We start from the raw sequence: 4,248 nt of genomic DNA, 5'->3' as shown, positions 1-4,248 counted from the left end.
CCACCACCAGCACCCCGCGCCGGGTATCGACGCACAGCGCGACCGCGCGGGCCACGGTGTCCGCTCGCAGCACTGCACGGGATTTCTTCCACGCGGGCACCAGATCCACCTCCAGTCCGGCCGCGTCGAGGCGCCGAAGGGCACCGCGTCCGAGTGAGTGCACCACGAGCGCACGGAGCCACGGGCGGAGCCGGGATACCGAGCACCAGTGTGGCGCAGCAAAAATCAGGTGTGCCGCACTCTATCGACACCTGTCTATCACGTCAGAGTATCGAAACACCCTGATCCGTGCTGCCCCACGAGGGTGCGGCCACCGACCCGAAAGGCCATTTCGTGAGCCGACCGCTCTCCGTCTCGATCGCATCGTGGATCTGGGTCCTGTGTGGCATGTTCACCACGGTCACCGTCGCCAGCGTAGTCACCGCGACCGACATCTTGGCGCTGGTCGCGGGAATGGGTGCCGACGATTCCGCCCGGGGTGGCGTTGGGGCGAACCTGAGCGGGGCCGAGCCGCTCGGTTGGGCCGGGTGGGCCCTCGCGATCGTGTTATTCGCCGCCATGGTGGTGCAGGTGGTGGCCGCCTCGAGACTCCGCGACGGCGCTCGCCGGAGCCGCGCCCTGCTGACGACCGCTGCGAGCGTCTCGCTGCTGGTGGTGCTGTACGACCCGACGCTGTGGTCGGCGTGGGTGCTGCTCGTCGCCAACGCCGTGGCGCTGGTGTTCACCTACGACGACCACGCGCTGGACTACCTGGAGTCACGACCGGAGCAGCTGGTCTCGGTGTGACGCGGGTTCGCCAGGCGACCGGACTCAAGCACGGCGGGCGGGCAGCAGAACGGCGGGCGGGCGCCTCGCGGCGTGAATCCGCCGAGTGGTCGATCCCGTTCACGTCTCTCCAGCTTGAGTGCACCGTGGTCGATTGAGATGAGCGCCGACGTTTGAGACCACTCAGACACGCGGACCAGTCCGGACTCTCGGTTCCGACCCACAGGCCTCAGCCGCTCCTTAACGCCCTGACGTGGGGTTGCGGGACCGTGATTTAGGTGCCAGGCCGGTACATCCACAGCGGCGCCGGGCTAACCAGCATCCGAATTCCGCAATACGCGGGCTGCCCGTTTGAGGGATCGATGGCGCTCTCGCCCTCCCGACCACACGGCTTGCCGCCAAGGGAATTCGCGACGGACGTCGCTCTCCCTGGCCCTGACGCTTCGGGGGTCCATGGGATCTCTGTTTGATGCGGAGCCCACTGGTAGCCGTCAGTGCGCTGCAGGCGAACGCACCACAACTTGGTTCCATCCTGACTGTAGGCCCATTGATTGGGCGCAGGACACCACGTCCCGGCCTCAACCCAATTCGAGGCCACATACCGGGGCGGCGGCGGAGGCGGCGGGAGCTCCTGCCAGAAGAGGGGAAACGGCAGAACCGGGAGTTGTGTCGCGCTCGATCCTGCCGGGACCGGGACACCGATCGGCTCGATAGGCGGCACCACCACTGAACCACCTGGCAGTGTCTGTGCCTGAGCCAGCGGGGTAATAGTGGCTGCGGTTGCGCAAGCGCCAATCGCGATCGCCATCGATGAAAGTAGCCTGGCCATTTTGCCTCCTCATTACGGGATCGAGCGAAACTCGAATAGTTGTTACGGCATGACCCGTCAGGGATTCGGAAAAGCTAGGGGAAAATAATCTGATCACCGGGTTCGAACGGAAAACTCGACATCGCCGTCGTCCTTGCTCCGCGATCGTCGTGTGAGGTGAGCTTTGCGTACGCGGGCCCGGCCGGGGTGTAGCGAACATCGTGCAGCACGATTCGCGCGGGCTTGCTGCGACGGATGCCGTTGTAGCAGGCTGGCACACACTCGACCCACACCTTCTCCGCGGTCCCCTCGGCGGTCCCATCGAGCCACGATGTCCACCGGATGTTCTGGAACTGCCCGGTTCCGTCTCCGCAGATAATAATGATCCTGGACGGCATTCTCTCGGGATTACCGCCACAATCCAGCGCCAATGTCCGCCCCCCGAACGGATCGAACGGAGGTGCAGGCCGAACCCACTGAAACGGATACGGCAGCGGCGGGAGCGGTGCGGCTTCTGAACCCGGCGGAACCGGCACATGCACTGGTGCCAGATCAGGCACCTGCACCACGAACGGTCCGATGCCGACCTCGGCCGCGGTGGCGGTTGGCGCGAGTCCCGCCGACAACACCAATGCCAATGTGGCTCCGGCCAATCCGCGCAATCTCAAGTGCTTCATTGCGAGTCGCCCCTCTGCCCGAGCGTGGTCTTTCGCGAACACTGCAATGATGACTGTTTGTTACGACGTTTCGGCGCGGATCGACTGACTTCGTCCGCACGTCACGGCTCTGAATCTACGATCTATCCGTCGGTCGGACGATGGCTTGCCGCGCCGTCACTCCACGCACAGACAGAACGGATGCCCGACCGGGTCGAGGTACACCACGAAGCGCCCGTCGGGGCTGGGCTGGTGCTCATGCCGGCGCGCACCGGCGGCGAGGACGGCCGGCTCGGAGTCGGCGATCGACTCCACGTAGAAGTCCAGGTGCAGTTGCGGCGGGACCGGACCGTCGGGCCAGCTCGGCGAGCGGAAGTCGGGGACGGTCTGGAACCCCAGCGCGACCGCCTCCGACTCCCCCTCCGGCGGCAGGACGTCCACCCAGTCCGGGTACGCGGGGTCCGAGCTGACTCGCCATCCGAGCATCGCAGCGTAGAAGTCGGCGAGCTCTCGAGCGTCAGGACAGTCGAGGGCGACGACCACGCGCCGCGTGGAGATCCGGGGCATGCGGTCACGCTATCGACCACGGCATCAGTTCATCAAGGCCCGCCGGCCCTACCCGCGCCAGCACACCCGCGGGCACTGCGGGGGACAGCCGTGCCAAGGTGGGGCATGGCCAATTCCCTTCCGTCAGACCCGGATCCCAGCGACTCCCCCGACCTCGATGCCGGCGGTTCGCCCACGGGACCGCAGACGCCGGACTCGGATTCCACGTCGCTGGCCTCCGACAGCGCCCGTACCGGGCAGAGCCCGACCAAGTCCGGGTCCCGAATCGGCATCTACCTGCTGTTGGGGATCATCGTGCTGATCGTCCTGGTCATGGCGGTGGGCCTCGTGGGACGCCTGTTCGGCCTGGGCTGACGGGCCCCGGTCACCGCCGCGCTTCTCACCCCGTAGTGCTGGACCCGGTAGCGCTGACCGCCTGCGCGCGATCCGACTGCCGCGTGAGGTCAGCGGTGGCCGAGGTGCCCCGCAGGGTGACGGCGGTCCAGAGCGCGGCGACCATCATGATGATCGACCCGAGGACACCCACGGTGGTCAGCGCGTCGGTGAACGCCGCCTGCGCCGCGGTGATCAGCACCTCCGCAGTGGACGCCGGGAACTGACCGGCGACGGTGAACGCCTCGGCGATCGTCGCGCTCGCCCGCTCCAACTGTGCCGGAGACACCACTGCGGCGGCCCCGGAGTCGCCCAGCAACTGACTGCGGTACACCGCGGCCAGCACCGACCCGAGGATCGCGGTCCCCAGCGCGGTGCCGAGCTCGTAGGCCGTCTCCGAGATCGCGGCCGCCCGGCCGGCCCGGGCGGGCGGGGCCGAACTCATGATGATGTCGTTGGTCAGCGTCATGCCCACGCCGCCGCCGAGGGAGACAAGACTCAGGGCCACGATCACCGGGACCGGGCCGGAGTCGGGGGTCAGACCCAGCATGAGCCCGAACCCCACCGCCGCCACCAGCAGTCCGGCCGTGACCAGCACCGCGGCGCTGATGCGTTTGACCAGTGCCGCAGCCAGGAACGCCGCCACCGCGGAGACGGCCATCGCCGGTAGGAGCCAGAGTCCCGCCCGCATCGGGGAGAGCCCCACGACCAGCTGCAGGTACTGGGTCAGCGCCCAGAGCGAACCGATCAGGGCGAAGATCGACAGCAGATCGGCCACCACCGCGCCTCGGAACGCCCGCGCACGGAACAGATCGACGTCCAGCAACGGGTTCGTGAGCCGCAGCTGGCGGCGCACGAAGACCGCGCCGACGGCCAACCCCGCCGCCACGCACAGCACCCCGGTGACCGCGCCCTCTCCGGCGACGAGGGTCTTGAGTCCGTAGACGGCGCTGAGCATGGCCACCAGCGACATGGCCGCACTGACCAGATCAAGTGACCCGGGTGAGGGATCGCGGCTCTCGGTGAGCAGCACCGGGCCGAGCACCAGCAGCACCACCATCACCGGGATGTTGATGAGGA

General features: G+C 67.7%; 5 protein-coding genes. 2 read left to right on the top strand and 3 right to left on the bottom strand.

Features of this window, described 5'->3' with window-relative positions:
• The first annotated feature begins 333 nt into the window (after positions 1-333).
• Positions 334-786, top strand: a complete 453-nt coding sequence (locus G6031_RS17790) for a hypothetical protein (RefSeq protein WP_182653991.1) — start codon at positions 334-336, stop codon at positions 784-786.
• Positions 787-1,668: 882 nt separating this feature from the next.
• Here G6031_RS17790 and G6031_RS17785 read toward each other — a convergent pair.
• Together G6031_RS17785 and G6031_RS17780 are read right to left on the bottom strand one after the other, a co-directional pair.
• On the bottom strand, positions 1,669-2,250 hold the full coding sequence (locus G6031_RS17785) for a hypothetical protein (protein ID WP_182653990.1): 582 nt from the start codon (positions 2,248-2,250) through the stop codon (positions 1,669-1,671).
• A 156-nt stretch (positions 2,251-2,406) separates the two neighbouring features.
• Positions 2,407-2,796 (bottom strand): VOC family protein, encoded by a 390-nt coding sequence (locus G6031_RS17780; RefSeq protein ID WP_182653989.1) that lies wholly within the window; start codon positions 2,794-2,796, stop codon positions 2,407-2,409.
• A 105-nt stretch (positions 2,797-2,901) separates the two neighbouring features.
• Here G6031_RS17780 and G6031_RS17775 point away from each other — a divergent pair, with 105 nt between their 5' ends.
• The gene (locus G6031_RS17775) at positions 2,902-3,150 is read left to right on the top strand and encodes a DUF6480 family protein (RefSeq protein ID WP_182610564.1); all 249 of its coding nucleotides are present in this window, start codon (positions 2,902-2,904) and stop codon (positions 3,148-3,150) included.
• Between the two features lie 25 nt (positions 3,151-3,175).
• On the opposite strand, the gene G6031_RS17770 is transcribed toward G6031_RS17775, so the two are convergent.
• On the bottom strand, positions 3,176-4,248 hold a 1,073-nt coding region (locus G6031_RS17770; RefSeq protein WP_182653988.1), incomplete at its 5' end, for an MFS transporter.

This window comes from Dietzia sp. CQ4, assembly GCF_014145125.1.
In the GTDB taxonomy this organism is placed as follows: Bacteria; Actinomycetota; Actinomycetes; order Mycobacteriales; family Mycobacteriaceae; genus Dietzia; species Dietzia natronolimnaea.
Note: the sequence above shows the minus strand (reverse complement) of the source record. Positions and strands in the feature narration are given on the sequence as shown.